11 protein-coding genes are annotated in these 17540 nt (G+C 60.7%); 3 read left to right on the top strand and 8 right to left on the bottom strand.

The window, feature by feature from the left end; translation table 11 throughout:
• Positions 1 to 18: 18 nt before the first annotated feature.
• The 5 genes from ACR0AO_RS06240 to acs all read right to left on the bottom strand — a co-directional run bounded on the left by ACR0AO_RS06240 (position 19) and on the right by acs (position 6857).
• Positions 19 to 1842 (bottom strand): DUF294 nucleotidyltransferase-like domain-containing protein, encoded by a 1824-nt coding sequence (locus ACR0AO_RS06240; protein ID WP_480601270.1) that lies wholly within the window; start codon positions 1840 to 1842, stop codon positions 19 to 21.
• A gap of 115 nt (positions 1843 to 1957) precedes the next feature.
• Entirely contained in the window at positions 1958 to 3739 is a 1782-nt protein-coding gene (locus ACR0AO_RS06235; RefSeq protein WP_480601268.1) for a sodium:solute symporter family protein, read from the bottom strand.
• A gap of 6 nt (positions 3740 to 3745) precedes the next feature.
• Complete coding sequence (locus ACR0AO_RS06230; RefSeq protein ID WP_480601265.1) at positions 3746 to 4030, bottom strand: DUF4212 domain-containing protein; 285 nt, start codon at positions 4028 to 4030, stop codon at positions 3746 to 3748.
• A gap of 171 nt (positions 4031 to 4201) precedes the next feature.
• Entirely contained in the window at positions 4202 to 4885 is a 684-nt protein-coding gene (locus tag ACR0AO_RS06225; protein WP_480601263.1) for an adenylate kinase, read from the bottom strand.
• A 7-nt stretch (positions 4886 to 4892) separates the two neighbouring features.
• Positions 4893 to 6857, bottom strand: a complete 1965-nt coding sequence (gene acs / locus ACR0AO_RS06220) for an acetate--CoA ligase (RefSeq protein ID WP_480601259.1) — start codon at positions 6855 to 6857, stop codon at positions 4893 to 4895.
• Positions 6858 to 7325: 468 nt separating this feature from the next.
• Here acs and dctP point away from each other — a divergent pair, with 468 nt between their 5' ends.
• Genes dctP through ACR0AO_RS06205 form a run of 3 tightly spaced genes read left to right on the top strand, consistent with a single transcriptional unit; the run spans position 7326 to position 10438 of the window.
• Entirely contained in the window at positions 7326 to 8342 is a 1017-nt protein-coding gene (gene dctP / locus ACR0AO_RS06215; protein WP_480601256.1) for a TRAP transporter substrate-binding protein DctP, read from the top strand.
• 60 nt (positions 8343 to 8402) lie between these two features.
• The gene (locus ACR0AO_RS06210; protein ID WP_480601252.1) at positions 8403 to 9032 is read left to right on the top strand and encodes a TRAP transporter small permease subunit; all 630 of its coding nucleotides are present in this window, start codon (positions 8403 to 8405) and stop codon (positions 9030 to 9032) included.
• A 2-nt stretch (positions 9033 to 9034) separates the two neighbouring features.
• The gene (locus ACR0AO_RS06205) at positions 9035 to 10438 is read left to right on the top strand and encodes a TRAP transporter large permease (RefSeq protein WP_480601249.1); all 1404 of its coding nucleotides are present in this window, start codon (positions 9035 to 9037) and stop codon (positions 10436 to 10438) included.
• A 24-nt stretch (positions 10439 to 10462) separates the two neighbouring features.
• On the opposite strand, the gene ACR0AO_RS06200 is transcribed toward ACR0AO_RS06205, so the two are convergent.
• The 3 genes from ACR0AO_RS06200 to ACR0AO_RS06190 are packed head-to-tail and all read right to left on the bottom strand — an operon-like array spanning position 10463 to position 17536.
• A complete protein-coding gene (locus ACR0AO_RS06200) occupies positions 10463 to 12436 on the bottom strand; it encodes a DNA/RNA non-specific endonuclease (RefSeq protein WP_480601247.1) in 1974 nt (657 codons plus the stop codon).
• Between the two features lie 23 nt (positions 12437 to 12459).
• On the bottom strand, positions 12460 to 15711 hold the full coding sequence (locus tag ACR0AO_RS06195; protein WP_480601244.1) for an ATP-binding protein: 3252 nt from the start codon (positions 15709 to 15711) through the stop codon (positions 12460 to 12462).
• Positions 15701 to 17536: a trypsin-like serine peptidase gene (locus ACR0AO_RS06190; RefSeq protein WP_480601242.1), complete on the bottom strand. Its 1836-nt coding sequence runs from the start codon at positions 17534 to 17536 to the stop codon at positions 15701 to 15703. The genes ACR0AO_RS06195 and ACR0AO_RS06190 overlap by 11 nt, the downstream gene beginning before the upstream one ends.
• Positions 17537 to 17540: the final 4 nt, after the last annotated feature.

Raw genomic sequence — 17540 nt, 5'->3', positions numbered from 1 at the left:
TCCTCCCAAATCCCGGCGTCAGCTCAGCATACCTTTGCCGTGCCCGACCGCAGATTGCATCGTCTTTACCACGACAAAGGCGTCGCGCAGATGGCTTCGCTCAAAATCGGACAGTTCCGCAGGGGCCAGGTAATTGTCGGGTTTGTCATTCCTGCGAACCAGCGTTGCCTGATGTTCCAGCCGGGTTTCCGCGATCAGGTCATAGGCATCGAGCAGGTCGCGCGCACCGGATGGACTCAGCACTCCCGCCGCTTCGGCGGCCTTGAGGCGCGCACGGGTGTTGGTTTCGGTCAACTGCCCCTGTAACGCATAGACCCGCCCGAGATCGGTCACTGGCACGACACCGTTGTGTTTAAGGTCGAGCGTGTTGCGATGCTCGCCCGAGCGGATCGTCGCGAAGCCTCGCAGCAATCCCAGCGGCGGCGTGTGTTTAAGCGAATTGGCTATCATATGGGCCACGAAGATCGAGTTGCGGCTTGCGGCTTTCAAAGTGTCGGTCTGCAGGTCGGAAAACAGGCCGACGGTTCCGCCAATGGGACGCAGGTCGAACATGACCGACGCCAGCATCTGCGCCTCGGGGTTGGGTTTGGTGATCCAGCCGGCAAAATACTCCTTCCATACGCGGAGCGGCTGACACCAGCGAGGGTTTGTCGCCATCATCTCTCCGGGACAATAGAAATATCCGCATGTATCCAGACCGTCCGAGACAAATTTCGCCAGCGCTTCGAAATAAGGCATGTCGGCCCCGGTCACGGCATCGTCCAGCACCAGACAATTGTCCTGATCCGAAAGTCCCGTCTGCTCCTGACGCCCTTGCGAGCCGCAGGCCAGCCAAAGATAGGGCACGGGCGGAGGGCCGAGTCGTGCCTCGGCCAGCGTCAGCAGACGGCGGGTGGCGGTGTCGGCGATGTCGGTGATCAGACGAGTAACCACCTCGTGCCGGTTGCCGCCTGCCACAAGTTGCACCAACAGGCGAGGGATTTTCGCGGTTACACTGGCCATCTCATCGGCACTGTCCGCATCTGCAATGGCGCTGACCAGCTCGGCAGAACTGACCGCCTGATATCGGGTCAGATCGGTCTGTGTAACCATCCCGACCAGCCGCCCGCCCTCGGTGATCGGGATATGCCCGATCCGGTGTTCCATCATCGCGTGCAGCACGTCCGAGCCGATGTCGCCGGGCGAAAGGGTCAGCGGGCAGGGGGTCATGATGTCCGAAATGGGCGTCGCGGCGGGCAGGGCCTCGGCCACGACCTTACCTGACAAATCGCGCACCGTGACGATGCCCTTCAAAACTTCGTTCTCGGTGACACAGACCGAGGAAATGCCATGATCCCGCATCAGGCGCGCGGCGTCCTGCACGGATGTCCCGGCGACACAGGTGGCCGGGTTGCGCGTCATCAGTGTATCGACCGCACTTGTGGCAAGATTGTCCTGATGCGGTTTCGGTCCACGGGCCCGGTTGAAGAACCTGGCCACGACCTCATGCGCGGCGATCAGTTCGTGAAACAAGGCCGGCGGCAGGACCAGAAGCACGGAACGTGCATCGGCGCGGGCGCTGGTCACCGCCTTGCCATTGCGCAACAACCCGCGTTCGCCAAACGAGTTTCTCAGACCGAGATGGGACACGACGACACCATTTTCGTCGCTGATTTCGATCGTGCCCTGGTAGATGATGAATAATCCCGGAAGTTTTTCGCCCAGATCGTAGACTGCGAAATCGGTCTCTACCTCCCACGCCTCAATTTGCGGCGCAATGGTTTCCAGCGCTGCGCGCGGAAGACCGTCATAGGGATGGACGGATTCCAGGAACCGGGTGATCTGATCGGGTGACAGTGGCATCGGGGTAACCTTGGCAAGAAACTGATACGGCCCCGCCCGGAATATCCGGACGGGACCGTCTGGTCAAAAAGGGCGGGCCTCATTCGGGAGGGAACCAGTCCAGAGGCCCGACACCTCAGTGATCCTGTGCGGCACCGGCACCGCGCGGGATACGCACGCTTTCGACCAGATCCTTGATCTCCTGCGGGGTCTCCTTGGTCATACCGGCGACCACATAGGCCACGGCAAAGTTGACCGCCGCACCGATGGCGCCGAACGAGGTCGACTTGATCGTGCCCAGCAGCGGATCGGCATCGGTGAACGAGTTGGTGTCAGGAATGAACAGCCAGCCCTTGTGCAGGAAGATATAGACCAGGGTCACGATCAGGCCCGCGAGCATCCCCGCAACCGCACCGGTGTTGTTGATGCGCTTCGAGAAGATGCCCATCATCAGCGCCGGGAAGATCGAGGCCGCGGCCAGACCGAACGCCAGCGCAACCGTCTGCGCCGCAAAGCCCGGCGGGTTCAGACCCAGATAGGTGGCGACGGCGATGGCAACGGCCATGGCGATCCGTGCGGCCAGCAACTCGCCTTTTTCCGAAATCGACGGGTTGATCGATCCCTTGATCAGGTCGTGGCTGACGGCGGAGGAGATGGCCAGAAGCAGACCGGCGGCAGTTGACAGTGCGGCGGCCAGACCACCGGCAGCGACCAGACCGATAACCCAGCCCGGCAGGTTGGCGATCTCGGGGTTTGCCAGAACCAGGATGTCCCGGTTGAAGTTGGTCAGTTCGTTCCCGACCCAGCCCTTTTCGGCAGCCTTGGCCTGCATGGCTTCGGACTTGTCGTTATAGTACTGGATCTTGCCGTCGCCGTTCTTGTCTTCCCAGCCCAACAGGCCGGTTTTCTGCCAGGTGGCCATCCAGTCATAGCGCGCGTCGTTTTCGATCTGCTCGACCGAGACCGCTTCGCCATTGGTGCCGTTGGGCCACATCATGTCGGTGATGTTCAGACGTGCCATGGCGCCAACCGCCGGTGCCGTCAGATACAGCAGCGCGATGAAGACCAGCGCCCAGCCGGCCGACCAGCGGGCGTCGGCCACTTTCGGCACTGTAAAGAAGCGCATGATAACGTGCGGCAGACCAGCTGTGCCGATCATCAGCGACAGGGTGAACAGCACCATGTTGAGCGTATCGGCGTGGTGCATCGTGTATTCCTTGAAACCGATATCGGTCACGATGCCATCCAGCTTGGTCAACAGCGGTTCGCCGCTCGCGGTGTCCCCGAACAGGCCGAGAGCCGGGATCGGGTTGCCAGTCAGTTGCAGCGAGATAAAGACCGCCGGGATGGTGTATGCGGTGATCAGAACGCAGTACTGCGCCACCTGAGTATAGGTCACACCCTTCATGCCGCCGAAAACGGCATAGGCAAACACAACGCAGGCACCGATCAGAAGGCCAGCGGTGTTCGACACCTCAAGAAAGCGGCCAAAGGCCACGCCGACGCCGGTCATCTGGCCGATCACGTAGGTGGTCGAGGCAACGATCAGGCAGATCACGGCCACCACGCGCGCGGTCGGGCTGTAGAACCGGTCGCCGATGAACTCGGACACGGTGTATTTGCCGAACTTGCGCAGATAAGGCGCCAGCAGCAGCGCCAGCAGCACGTAACCGCCGGTCCAGCCCATCAGGAAGCTGGAATTGTCATAGCCGGTAAAGGCAATCAGGCCCGCCATCGAGATGAACGAAGCCGCCGACATCCAGTCAGCAGCAGTTGCCATCCCGTTGGTGACCGGGTGAATGCCGCGCCCGGCGGCGTAGAATTCCGATGTGGAACCCGCACGGGCCCAGATCGCGATGCCGATGTAAAGCGCAAAGGACGCGCCCACAAACAGCAGGTTGATGGTAAACTGATCCATGGCGTTCTACTCCTCGTCCACGCCGTATTCACGGTCGAGCTTGTTCATGCGCCAGGCGTAGAAAAAGATCAGGCCAAGAAAGACCAGGATCGAGCCTTGCTGGGCGAACCAGAAGCCAAGATCGGTGCCGCCCACTGCGATACCCGACAACATGGGGCGCAGCAGGATGCCGAACCCGAAAGACACCAGCGCCCAGATAATGAGGCTGACGATGATGATCCGTACGTTGGCCTGCCAATAGCTCTTATCGGCTTCGGCCGTCTGCACGGAGTTTGTAGTGCGATCCGCCATGGCGGTTCCTCCTTGCTTCCTCCAGGGTCGCCCATTGCCCGGGCAAACCTCTCCACTTGCCTGCCGCCATACTCCGGCCAACAGACATGCCTTCACCGGTCCGCCAAGGCGGTTTGTCCGGTCAGATTTTAAGGGGGTTGGGTGGCCCTGGGCCGCCCCGGTATTACCCGCTCAGCCCATCGCCCCCTTGACGATGGACGCGAGTCCCTGAGCGATCTCTTCGATCTCACCCATGGCATTGATCTCTGTCAGAACACCTTTTTCCGCGTAGTAGTCGATCAAAGGTGCGGTCTGGGCATGATAGGCAGACAGCCGCGAAGCAACTGTTTCCGCATTGTCATCGGCACGGCGCTTGAATTCCGTGTGGCCGCATTTGTCGCATTTGCCTTCGACCGCCGGGATCTTGAACCGGTCGTGGAACCCCTCGCCGCAACCGGCGCAGGTGTAGCGGCCCGAGATGCGTGAGACCATTTCGGCGTCTTCGACCTCAAGGCTGATGGCGGCTCCGATCTTTTGCCCGGTTTCCGCCAGCAGCCCGTCCAGCGCCTCGGCCTGAACCGTGGTGCGCGGAAAGCCGTCCAGAATGACACCACCAGCGCAGTCCGGTTCAGCCAACCGGTCGCGCAGGATGGCGATGACGATGTCATCGCTCACCAGCTCTCCGGCCTCCATGACGGCCTTGGCGGCCTTTCCGGCCTCGGTTCCGGCGGCGACCGCTTCGCGCAGCAGGTCACCGGTCGAAAGTTGGACCAGACCGAACTTTTCCTCAAGCATCCGGGCCTGCGTGCCCTTCCCGGCGCCCGGAGGGCCGAGAAGGATCAGAACGGCGGGGGTCGATGTTACGGCAGTGTCCATCACGCCCTCACTTGACCGCGCGGTTTTCGATCAGATCTTCGACTACCGACGGATCGGCCAGAGTCGAGGTGTCACCCAGCGAGCCAAAGTCGTTCTCGGCAATCTTGCGCAGGATACGGCGCATGATCTTGCCCGAGCGGGTCTTGGGCAGGCCCGGCGCCCACTGAATGACGTCAGGGCTGGCAATCGGGCCGATCTCGGTGCGGACCCATGTTCGCAACTCTTTCAGCAGATCATCCGAAGGTTCGCGGTCATTCATCAAAGTGACATAGCAATAGATACCTTGCCCTTTGATTTCATGCGGATAGCCCACAACGGCGGCCTCGGCCACGGCGGCATGCGCCACCAGCGCGCTTTCGACCTCGGCTGTACCCATGCGGTGACCGGATACGTTGATCACGTCATCCACGCGGCCGGTAATCCAGTAATCGCCGTCCTCGTCACGGCGGCAGCCGTCACCGGTGAAGTAGTAGCCTTTGTAATCGGCGAAATATGTCTTCTGGAACCGCTCGTGATCGCCCCATACGGTGCGCATCTGGCCGGGCCAGCTGTCCTTGATGCACAGTACGCCCTCGACCCCGTTGCCGCTGATCTCGACACCCGATTGCGGGTCCAGAACCACCGGCTGAATGCCAAAGAACGGCTTCATCGCCGAGCCGGGTTTCATCGCGTGCGCGCCGGGCAGGGGAGTCATCAGATGGCCGCCGGTTTCGGTCTGCCACCAGGTGTCCACGATAGGACATTTGCCTTTGCCGACAACCTCGTTGTACCAGTTCCAGGCCTCGGGATTGATCGGTTCACCCACGGTGCCCAGCGTGCGCAGATCGCTCAGGTCGCATTTCTCAACGAACTCGTTGCCCTGACCCATCAGCGCGCGGATCGCGGTGGGGGCAGTGTAGAACTGGTTGACCTTGTGCTTTTCACACACCTGCCAGAACCGTGAGGCGTCAGGAAAGGTCGGCACGCCTTCGAACATCAGCGTGGTCGCGCCATTGGCCAGCGGGCCATAGACGATATAGCTGTGACCGGTGACCCAGCCCACATCCGCCGTACACCAGTACACGTCGCCATCGTGATAGTCGAAGGTGATCTCATGCGTCATTGCGGCATAGACCAGATAGCCGCCGGTTGTATGGACCACGCCTTTGGGCTGGCCGGTCGAACCGGAGGTATAGAGGATGAACAGCGGGTCCTCGGCGCCCATCTCGGCGGGGGCGCAGTAATCCTCGGCCTCAAGCGCCATTTCGTTGTAGTCATAATCGCGCCCGTCGATCCAGGTGGTCTGTCCGCCGGTGCGCTTGACCACCAGGCATTTCACCGTGTCCTTGCAATGCAGCAGGGCGGCGTCCGCGTTCGATTTCAGCGGCGTCTTGCGGCCTCCGCGCGGCGCCTCGTCGGCGGTGATGACGACCTTGGCGTCGCAGCCGTTGATCCGGGCCGCCAGAGCATCGGGCGAGAAGCCCGCAAATACGATAGAGTGGATCGCGCCGATACGGGCGCAGGCCAGCATGGCATAGGCGGCCTCGGGGATCATCGGCAGGTAGATGACGACCCGGTCGCCCTTGCGCACACCCATCGATTCCAGAATGTTGGCCATCCGGCAGGTGCGGCGGTGCAGCTCTGCGTAGGTAACGTGCTGCGCTTCGTCGTTTGGATCATCGGGTTCCCAGATGATCGCAGTCTGATCACCACGGGTTTTCAGATGGCGATCCAAGCAATTGGCCGAAACATTCAGCGTGCCGTCCGAATACCAGTTGATGCTGACATTTCCGAAATCGTAGTTGACGTCCTTGACCTGCGTGTAGGGTTTGATCCAGTCGACCCGCTTGCCTTGATCGTCCCAGAAGGCGACAGGATCGGCGATCGAGGCCGCATACATCTCGGTGTATTTTTCAGCGTTCACGTGTGCGCGGGCAACCGTCTCAGCGGTTGGCGGATAGACTTTCGCTTCGGAATGAGCGGCGGCGTTCATTCTGGGGGTCCTCCCTGGTCGTTGATTGCTCCGAGACCGTTTTCGCCCGTCACACAGGCTTTGTCGATCCGGTTCCTACCCTGCGGGAGATAATAGCCAAGACTGAAAATAAGGAAATAAATTACTGTAAACCAAAGATTTGTCTGTAAAGATATTTTGTCTAACTGAAAAAATTGTTAAAGTTTTGTGAAGGGAGTTTTTATAAATCTTTGTTTTTAAATAATTTTGATGTTAATGAATCTCTGCCGCATCAGGGGTATTGCGGATGGCGGGACGCCGACTTGCCATGTTCTGATCCGGAATGCCTGCGCGACATTTTGTTTCCGTTTGCGCTCTCATGGATTTGGGCAGAGGGTCCGGGCTGACGGCCCGTCACGGCGCCGAGGGGTTGGCAGTTGGTATTGTTGGCGCTAGCTTCTTTTGCAAGCGGCCTGCCAGAGGGACCGCGGATAAGGGAGAGAGACCATAATGAACAAGATGATGAGCGGTGCGGCTTTCGCCGCCCTGAGCCTTGCTTTTGTCACCGAAGCGGCAGCGACCGAGTGGAATGCGTCAGTTTGGGGCAAGCGTCGTGCCTTTACTGAACACGTCGAGAAACTTGCCGAGCTTGTCAGCGAAAAGACCGGCGGCGATTTCACCATAAATGTCAGCTATGGCGGTCTGTCCAAGCCGAAAGAGAATCTGGACGGCATTTCGATCGGCGCCTTTGAGATGGCGCAATTCTGCGCCGGTTACCATCGCGACAAGAACCGGGCGATTACAGTGCTGGAGCTGCCGTTTTTGGGCGTGAACACTTTGGAAGAAGAAGTTGCCGTCAGCCACGCAGTCTATGGACACCCGGCGGTCAAGGATGAAATGGCCCAGTGGAACGCGCAGATCGTCATGACTTCACCGATGCCGCAATACAATCTTGTCGGTACCGGCGATCCGCGCGACGATCTGGCCGAGTTCGACGGTATGCGTGTGCGTGCCACAGGTGGCCTGGGGCAGGCGTTCGAGGCGGTAGGCGGTGTGCCCACTTCAGTCCCGGCGACCGAGGCTTACAATGCGATGGAATCGGGCGTTGTCGATACCGTTGCCTTTGCCCAGCACGCGCATCTCAGCTTTGGCACCATCAACAAGGCCGACTGGTGGACGGCGAACCTGAACCCCGGTACGGTGAATTGTCCGGTGGTGGTGAATATCGAGGCCTATGAGGCGCTGAGCCCCGAACATCGTGAGGCGCTCGACAGTTCGATCGATGAAGCCATTGCGCATTATCTGGCAAACTACGGTGAGCTGCTGAAGAAATGGGACGGGGTGCTCGACGAGAAAGGCGTTGAAAAGGTGATGATCTCGGATGAGGTGATTGCCGATTTCCGCGCCAAGGCGGCTGATCCGATCCGGGATCAGTGGATTGCCGATATGTCGGCACAGGGGCTGCCCGCTCAGGAACTCTATGATCTTGTCCAGTCAACGCTGAAGGATCAGCGCGGCGGCAGCTGATCGCAAGGGCCGGGCCATTGCGCCCGGTCCGTCATTTCCGACCAACAGGGGAATTCCACGATGGCAGGACATGCCACGGTGCTGGAGGATGACAGCCTCCTGAGCCGTCTCGATCAGTATCTTTTACATTTGGAGCGGATTTTCGCTCTGCTCAGCGGAATGGCCGTTTTTGCGCTCATGGTGCTGGCAGTGGTCTCGGTCGGCGGGCGCAACGCAATGAACGCCCCGCTGCCGGGTTATGTGGACTGGATCGAACAGGCGATGCCACTGATCGCCTTTCTGGGAATATCCTTCGTGCAGCGAAATGGCGGACATATCCGCATGGACATCCTGATCGCACGGCTGCATGGCCGCGCGTTGTGGCTGTTCGAACTCATCTCGGTCGTGCTGATCCTGGTTCTGATGCTGGCGCTGGTTTGGGGCAGTTGGGCGCATTTCGACCGCTCTTTCGACTTTGGCGCGCCGCTGTGGAGCCGGGACAGCTCGATCGATATCGGTATCCCGATCTGGCCCGCAAAACTGCTGGCTCCGGTCGCCTTTTCGGTGTTGTGCTTGCGACTGGCATTGCAGGTCTGGGGTTTTGGGCGGGCCTTTGTTCTTGGATTGGATATGCCCGTGGCGGTGCCGCTCATTCAGGATGTGGCGGCGCAAGCGGCGGCTGAGGCCGAACAGCTCGAAGGGCAGGAGTGAGCATGGATTCCATCGAAATCGGCCTTTGGGTCACCGGCTTTTTGCTGGTCATGGTGGTGACGGGCATGCGTGTGGCCTTTGCCGCGGGGCTGGCGGGGCTGGTTGGGCTCGTCTGGATATTCTGGGCCAAGTTCGGATATGATCCGGACCGGTTCGGCAAAGCGCTCACGGTCGCGGTCAAGACGGCGGGGCAGGTGCCTCACTCCAAGGTCGCCTCGCACACGCTCAGCCTGATCCCGACCTTCATCCTGATCGGGTATCTCGCCTATTACGCCGGACTGACCCGCGCCATGTTCGAGGCGGCCAAGCGTTGGATTGCCTGGGTGCCGGGCGGCCTTGCGGTGTCGACCGTGTTCGCGACGGCAGGGTTCGCGGCAGTGTCCGGTGCATCTGTCGCCACCTCGGCCGTGTTTGCCCGCATCGCCATCCCCGAGATGCTGAATATCGGCTACAACAAACGCTTCGCAGCGGGGGTTGTGGCGGCGGGCGGCACGCTGGCCTCGTTGATTCCACCGTCGGCCATTCTGGTGATCTATGCCATCATCGTTGAACAGGATGTGGGCAAGCTACTGTTGGCCGGGTTCATCCCCGGCGCATTCTCGGCGGTGATCTATGGCACCCTGATCATCGGTATCGCGCTGTGCTTCAAATCCGTAGGCCCGCCGGTGACCGGTTTTACCTGGCGCCAGCGGTTCGCCGCGCTGCCAGCTGCGATGCCCATCGTCGCGGTGATCCTGATCATCATCTGCTTCGTCTACAACCCGTTCGGAGACCAGGCCTGGGGTACACCAACCGAGGGCGGTGCCATCGGTGCGTTCATCGTCTTCTGCTTTGCGCTGATTCACGGAATGCGGTGGGAACAGCTGAAATCGGCGCTGCTTGAAACCGCCAAACTGACCGCGATGATCTTTTCGATCATCTGGGGCGTTCTGATCTATGTAAGGTTTCTAGGCTTCGCCGATCTGCCCGGCGCGTTTTCCGACTGGATCACTTCGCTGTCGATGTCGCCGATGCTGATCCTGATCTGCATCCTGCTGGCCTACGCAGTATTGGGCATGTTCATGGATGCCATTGGCATGCTGCTGCTGACGCTGCCGGTTGTCTATCCGGCGGTCATGGCGCTGAATGGCGGCGAAGCGGTCAGCGCCGCGGAAAGCACCTTTGGCATGTCCGGACCAATGTGCGCGATATGGTTCGGTATCCTGGTAGTAAAGATGGCTGAATTCTGCCTGATCACGCCGCCCATCGGCCTGAACTGTTTCGTGGTTGCGGGGGTGCGGCCGGATCTGAGCGTACAAGACGTGTTCCGGGGCGTCGCGCCGTTTTTCGTGGCCGATGCGGCAACCATCGCTCTGCTGGTCGCGTTTCCGGGCATCGTGCTTTTCCTGCCGTCTTTGGCCGGCTAGGGCAGGGGCGGTCAACGTCCCTGTCTACAACCGGATATTCTCGTAATCCCAAACGGTAATCGCGACGCTTTCTCCGGCTTCGGTCTCGTCCACTTTGCCCAAGGGGTCGAAATCTCGCAGCAGACCGAAATCGTGCCCGGTCGCATGTTCCAGATCCCTGATCCGAACCTGAAAGGTTTTGAATTCGCCGAATTCGAACCCTTCGACCGCTTCGACGCGCCCGCGCTCGGACAACATCCGGTGGATCAGCTGGCCCTGGGACAGGATATACGCCGTCGCGTGCAGGCGCAGGATGCCGCCCTCTTCGGGCGCTTCGGCCAGCATCGTGACCACCTTGAAGAATTCCAGCGGGACCGGCGCGCCGGTGTTGCCTAGAAGAGGCTCTGTGCCGGATATGATCGGGCCGCTGAACACGTTCGCGCGAAAGCCGTGAGTGCGCACGTTGTCGAGGATGAAATCCTCCAACCCCAGCCACAGTTCGGAATTCCGGTTCAAAAGCCGGTGTTGCGGGCTGCAAACCGTATAGTGGAATGTGTCCTTGTCGGCCCGCTCTGCCGTTTCGCGATTTTCGCCCCAGTTGGCGGCGGCGCGGCGCACCAGGTGCCCCCGGTCGATATCGGCGTGCCCATAGGCTTCGGCGTCGAGTTGCTGATTGGCCGGAACGCGCAGATCCTTGCGCCATGTCGTGGATTTCCGCTTGATCCGGATGGTCTGTTCCCCGTCGATGTTCAGCGCGGTCAGCGCCGGGCCTTTCAACGCGGAACTGTAAAGCACTCCGAAATGCTGATACCGCAACTCGTGCGGGCGTTCGGGGGTCGCGTCGCTTGGCGTGCTCAAGGGAATTTGCGCGTTGAGCTTGGGCAACGGCACCGGAACCACCTGCAGAAAATCCGGATCATATCCTTCGCGCCCTGCAAAGTGGTTGAGGTCATGACCGGACGGAGCTTCGGACGGAATCGCAGCACCGCCATGCACGTTTCCGGCAACGCCCTGATCCAGCAGGGCGCTCAGGGTGCTGACCCGTACCGCGCTGTTGCCGACACCAAAGCGGCCCGCGAAATGCAACCCCACCAGCTTGCCGCTGTCCAGGCTGATGACCGGGCTGCCCGAATTGCCACCCAATGTCGTTGCGTCATGGCCCAGCCGCGAACTGCTGTCGGCCATGCTGGCAAAACCCGGAGCAAAGCGTTTGACGTCGTAAAGCCCCTTGAAATAGCGCTCCATCTGCGCGGCGTTGTTCCGTGAATCCGAGGCCGGATAACCGATCACCGCAATCATTTCGCCATCGCCTGCGTCATTTTCCGCACGTGGCAGAGGGGCGAGGTCGATACCACTGGCGACATCCGGCTTGTCAATCCGTGCCAATGCCACATCTGCCGAGATGTCATCGGCAATGTAGGTGAATTTGCGGATGGGAACGGTCTTTGACCCGTCGCCGCCAGTGCCGACTTCTTCCAGAAAATCGATGGCGGCACCGTACAGGATATTGCCGGGGCCGAACTTGAACACACCATCGCCCAGAAACGTCCGGCGCGCGACGATCTTGGCCACGTGCCGGTTGGTCACGATCAGCAGGCTTCCGCCGTCCTCTTCTTCGATGACCCAGCCGGTGCCGCCCCAAGCCATGTCGTGGTTGCGAAATTCGATGCGGCCAATCGAGGGGATCATCGGTTCGATGTTGGTAATCTTGATGTCTGTACCCGGGGCGAAATCGCCACCCAATTGGGTTTTCCCTTCGACCGCGCCGTTCTTGATCAGCAGTGGTGGGCGGCCGACCGCGCGCACGATTGCTTCCAGCATCAGGTTCGAGTGCCCGGCGGCCTCAAGTTGCGGCGGCGTGCTGTCGATCATCTCCTTCGCCGCGCTGTCGGCAACGAGACCCAGCTCTTTCAGAACCGGAGACCCATTGTCGATGGCCTGCTTGATCTTGTCGAAATCCCAACTGTTCCTGAGCCCTTCCAGACGGTTCAGGCTTTCCTGTTCGGCGCGGTTGGTCATTGCAAGTCTCCTTATCCGAAATATCAGCGGAATATGGTTTCGGGTGTAACCTCATGCACGGCAAAAACGGTCAGCGTCGCCGCCTGAATCAGCGGCAATCCATCCCTTTGCAGCAGCTTCAGAATTTCGATCCGCTCACCGTGCCCCTTGGCGAGCGCATTGAGATAGGGCCGCCGCAAACGGCGCCGGGCCTGCACGCCATACCGGTCGCGGGGGGCTAGCAGCCACAACAATGCTTCGGCGCGATCAGGGATTTGCAGATGTTCTGTCAGGGCAAGGGCCTGATGATCGACGGGGATATCCGAGACCCAATCGTCGGGCGGCACGGCGCCATAGGACCAAAGGCCATTCACCGTCCGCCGCCACCGTTCCGCCGCATCGGCGAGCGCGGGCAGATCTCTGTCAGGCCGGAAAAAGGCGTATCCGCCGAGCGTCTCGGCAGCCAGCCCCGCATTTGCAAGCGCCTCTGCCGCGTCCGAAGCATAGGAAGACAGGCCTGACGAAATGTCATTCAGACCCTGAAGGTCGGGTGCCGCAAGATCGCCGATTTCTCCGTACAACTCTCGCAGGCTGGCCAGTTCGCTATGAAGGCGCGCGCCCTCGCGGTCGGACATCTGATCGAAGCGCACGAATTCGACCAGCGGCGTCGCATAGGGATTGAGCGGCGCAATCCTGCGTCCCTGGGTTTCCGGAGACAGCCCGCCACTGCCGGTATCCAGAGTCTGCTGAACGCCAAGATTGGCGCGCAATCGATCTGCGCGATCCAAAGCGCGCCAGGCCAGTTCTTCATTGCCCTCCGTCAGGAACGGGAAAATCAGGGCCCGGGTTTCGTCCGTGACCCATGGAAAAGCCGTGATTTCGCGAACCGACAAAAGCATGAAATCCAATGCACAGCCCGTAAGCATCGAAGACTGTCGCATGTTCGCGCATTTGCCCAGCACTTCGTAGCGGTCGGCGGCTCGCAGCCAGCCAAGGCATTTTTCAAATCGGAACTCGGCCCAGATCTCCAGCAGAAGACGCGTCAAAGGTGGGCTCGCGCGTTTCAGGGCATCCTCCCAAAACGGCATCGGCAAGGCCCGCAGGATCTGGTTTGCCAGCGTCCATTGCCCGCTGCGCCATGCATGGGCCATCGTGATCACCCCCGCGTCGCTGGCCAGTTCAAAACGTTTGGGAAAGGCGCTTTGCATGATGCCCGGGATCTCGCGCAACTCGCCTTTTTCCAGCATGATCTCGACATCCCTGACCGCCCGGTCATCCACCGGAAAGGTCAGGTCTGCGTCGCGGGGTTTGACATAGATCGCCCGCTTTTGCTGGGGATCGAACGCAAGCTGCGGCTGCGCATGTCTGGTTTCCGACGGGGCGGGTGCCGCGCCGCTCCAGAAGTCACCGCCGAATTCCTTCTCCAGCAGAGGGGCGAAGTCTTCCAATTCGTACAGATCGGCCTCTTCCTGGGGGATTTGATCCTGCCGGCCGAAATCGGACCGTTCCCGTTTGGCCTGACGCACCGCGTCACCGGCGCGCGCGGGCAATTCCGCGAGCATGTGGCCGGTGAACTCTTCGGCCAAAACGCGACTGATCTGCGGCAGTTCAACCTTGGGATCGCGACACATCTGAAGCCGGTGATAAAGTGCGGCGACGCGGCTGACCCCCTGGAACCAATCCGCGGCCTTTTGGTCGATCTCGCGTGCGATGTCCGGGAATTCGTCATAGATCAGGTCCAGCGTGGCCGCCCTTAGGTCGCTGCGGTGAAAAACCCACGGCCCGTCGCGACGGACCAGCCAGTGATGGCGGCCAAGTTCCGTCAGGATGTCTCCCGCTTCTTTTTTGCTAATTTCAAGCTCGAGAACCGGGGCGACCACCTCGCGCAGGGCGTCCGCGTTGATCCGCTGCAGGATCAGCCCCTTGAGCGCCACGTCGCGCAGATTTCGCGGTACCCTGCTGAGAATGGCACGATAAAGATATCCTTCGATCTTCCGGCCCCTGGCATCGTCCGGCACATGCTGGTCGGGATGGGCACCCAATTCGAGCGACTTGCTGGCCAGCACGAGGCGCAACGGAATACCCTGCGCCATATCAAGTATCGTCGCGCGCTCGGTTGCTGCAACGCCGCGCTGTGCCAGCATGGTATCGGCCACCGGGTCTTCCAGCCCGATCAGATCGATGCTGTCCGGGTCCACCCGCGATTGCGCCGGAAGGATGGACTCTTTGCGCCCGGCAGAGATCACGCAGATCGGGCATCCGGCAAATTCCGCCAGCCGGTCGAGATGCTCGAACAGCCGTACGATGCGCGAATCCGCGCGTTGCCGCAGAACCTCCAGCGTATCAAGCAGGATCAGGATGGTGCCATCGAAGCCGGACAAGGCGCTTCGGATCGCCTGCATGATCTCGCGCGACCGCCCGCGCCGCGACAGGTTTTCCGTATCGGCCAGCGTTTCGGCGCGATTGAACCGCGCCTCACGCAATAGCCGGGCAGTATGCGGCAGGCCATTGCCGATCTGCCGTGAAATCTCGTCGAACAGGGCGTGATCGTCCTGCACGTTCAGCGATGAACGGTCGAAATCCAGACGCAGGATCACCATGCCCCGCTGACGCGCCATCTGAATAATGCGCTCCAATAAATAGGATTTGCCGATCCCTGGCAGCCCGGAAACGTGCAATGTGCGCAATGTGGCAGAAGCCTGCCTGCCGGGGTGGTCGTTTGTTCTGATCCATCGCTCAGGAGACGCCATCCAGCGTTCTATCTTGGCCAGTTCGGCCTCGCGACCGAAAAATCCGCCCGCCAGCGCCTGATCGTTGGCGCGGGCCTGAAGCAACTTATTGACCGCCCCCCTCAGGGCCGAGACCTGCGAAAATCCCGGCGCCTGCGGCCCGGCCCTGTCCAGAACCTTGATCAGATCCAACATCGGCTGCGGTTTGCTGGCCTCCGCGATCAGGTCGGAAATTGCGCCGGGCGAATAACGGTCCGCCCCGGACAGGGCCAGTTCCACATCGGTCGGCGCGTCGGAATATTCGGTTCCGGGGGCAAAGGGGGACGGGCTGGCCAATACCTCGTGGCGCACGCTGTTGCGCATGGTCCAGAGATCCTGGGAATCGTCCCTTTCGACCGTGCAGTCCGGGCGCAGAAGGCTGACAACATCCAGCATGCGGTTCGGGTCCGCCGCGATTTTCTCGCCGCCGATCTTCAACAGGGTCGAGACCGGATTGAACGCACCGGACACCGCCGCGACCCAGCGGAGTTTTTCCAGCACATCAAGGGTTTGGGGATCAGCCTGCATCGTCTGCTCCCTGATCTTTTCTGGCTTCTGCACGCAACCGTTCGGCGACAAGAGGAAGATTGGAAATGGAAAAGCGGTTCATTTCCGTCGGAATTCCTTGCAGGGCAATGCCTACAATGTGCTCGCACACGTCCGGCGTCCACCTCAGCGCCAGTGTTCTGACCATCAGCCTGACGCATTCCCTAACATCCTTGCGCAGGAATGGGCGGATATAGTCAACAAAGAGCGCCGGGCGCGGATCGGTCGCCACGTCATCCAGATGCGACAGGGCCCGAGCGCGCAGGTCATAGGTTTCAAATCCCGACAGGATCAGTCGCAGGTTCGGTGCATCCAGAACCTCTTCGATCAGATGCTCCAACTGATATCGTGTCCGGTCGATCAGGCCGCTATCGGGATTGTCGAAGTAGATCCAGACGGTTTCTTCCTTTTCCACTGCAAGCCGGCTCAGCTCCGACACAACGGCCCGGATTCGGTCGTCTTCATGCGCAGTGTCGGTGGTTTCGTCCGCTGCGACGCCAGGCTGTGCCGCCACCGGCACGATGCCGCCCAGCGTGCGGCGATTGAAGCTGTCGGTCAGGTCGCTTTTTTCATATCCGGCCTGCATTCGTACAACGCGATGCCTTCCGCCCTGAATTTCGAGAAACCTTTCCAACAGGCTGAAGCTGAAATTCAGCCCCTGCCGTTCGGCGATTTTGGTGCGCTTGATCCAGATGCCGCGAAGATTCTTGTCCTGCCTGTCCAGAATTGAGGTCAGCGCGTCAAAGAAATTGTTCCGCCCGATCACGAAGTGACCGTCCAGATCGTCGCTGAGAGACCACAGCCGGCGGGGCGGGCAATCCAGCTTGACCTGGGCGCAGAAATCGTCGTTGGCGGCGAAATGCTGAAACGGCACCAAACGCCGGACATTGTTCCACTTTCCCTGGTGCAGGCCGATGAAGTTGAACCCGCGGTCAAAACCCGCGCCTCCGGAAGATCCGCCATCCGTCTTGATGCTGTGCAGGTGGCGCGGTTCGTCCAGGCGGTCGCGTTTGAGTTTTCCGACGGCGATTCCCTTTTCCACGCCGTCCGGGAAATGGATCAGAACAAAACTTTCGGTGCCAAGCCAGTCCGGCGGTGCACTCGGCAACGACATATGCCCCAGCGTGCGCCCGAGCGGTGTTCGGATGCGCAACAGAACCGCGTCGCACATGGCGATTGCATCGCCGTCATCGGGAAGAACGCCGTTCCTTTCGCTGTCGAGACAAGGGGCGATCCAGACCGCCCGGGCCTTGTGCCTGCTGCCATCGGACAAAAGCACGCTGACGTCCGAGATCGTGTTCGGATCGATTTCGCTGGCTGCGTCCGGCACGAAAGCGCCGACCACATGGGCGGAAGTCAGGATCAGGCGCGGGGAGATTAATGCACCGCTGCCGAGAACCTGATCGTGCTTCAGAACCCGGCACCGAAATGCCTTGGCGCCGCTGGCGAATTCGCCGATCCGGTCTATGTCCAGATCGTCCGCGTCGGCAGCGGCCAGATCGCCCCCGTTGATCGGTACGTGCTCCACCTGATCCGTCGGTTCGTCCGGCAATGGAAGCGGCTCCAGCCCGCGACTGCGCAAGGCGGCGATGAAACGGTTCATCAGTTCCTTGTCCACCAGCCGCCCCACGATCAACCCCGCCAATGCGGTGCCGGGCATGGACTGAGCTACCAGCCGGAACGTGTCGATGTCACCGATGTGCCCCGCTGACTGGAACACCTCTTCCACGGTCTGGTTCACCGTGTTCGGGTGATCCTGCAACAAGGGTTGCAGCTGAACGGCCGTCAGTGTTTCCGCTCCGGCCATGGGC

The organism is Ruegeria sp. AF8, from assembly GCF_056541825.1.
The sequence above is the reverse complement of the archived record's forward strand: the minus strand, read 5'-3'. Positions and strand labels throughout refer to the sequence as shown.